Annotated in this window: 1 protein-coding gene; it reads left to right on the top strand. The window is 74.5% G+C overall.

Going from position 1 to position 554, the window contains the following annotated elements; genetic code table 11:
* A partial coding sequence (locus ACKAE7_RS21195) for a hypothetical protein (protein WP_408980248.1) occupies positions 1-554 on the top strand: 554 nt, incomplete at both ends.

Here is a 554-nt window from a genome sequence, read left to right as displayed (position 1 = left end):
ACCCCGCCCGAGGATCCGTTCGCCCGCTGGGCCGAGGAGAACGGCCCCCTTGACCCGACCACCTGGGCTGGGGCGGGGGCCGCCACCTACGCCGAGCTGGCCGAGTTGCTGGCCGCCGGTACCACCGTCAATGACGTCACTGGGCACTGGCTCGAGCGCAGCCCCGACCCCGAGGCCGGCCGGCTCAAGGGCTGCGAGGGACACATCCTCGCCTCGCCCTTGCGCACCGACGGCGAGGCGACTTTCGGCAGCAGGGCCGACCGGGAGCTGGTCGAACGGGCACGGCAGGAGGCCGGGTGGAAACCCGACCCGCTCGCCGATGCGGTCGCGCTCTCCCTCGGAGAGGACCTCGCCGCGTTCGACCTGCTGCTGCTCGTGCCGCGCGAAAAGCACCGGACCCTGCTCATCGAGGTCCGATCGGGGACGGGGGAGACCCTCGACCGCCGCGAGGTGGACTGGCCGGCGATGGTTGGCCCCGCCAACCCCCTGCCGGACCGCTGGGTCGCGCCCGACGGGCCCTGGGCCGAGCCGGTCGAGCTCGCCGGGCGGATGGC

The sequence above is a fragment of the Pseudarthrobacter sp. NKDBFgelt genome, assembly GCF_046097905.1.
In the GTDB taxonomy this organism is placed as follows: domain Bacteria; phylum Actinomycetota; class Actinomycetes; order Actinomycetales; family Micrococcaceae; genus Arthrobacter; species Arthrobacter polychromogenes.
The sequence above is the reverse complement of the archived record's forward strand: the minus strand, read 5'-3'. Positions and strand labels throughout refer to the sequence as shown.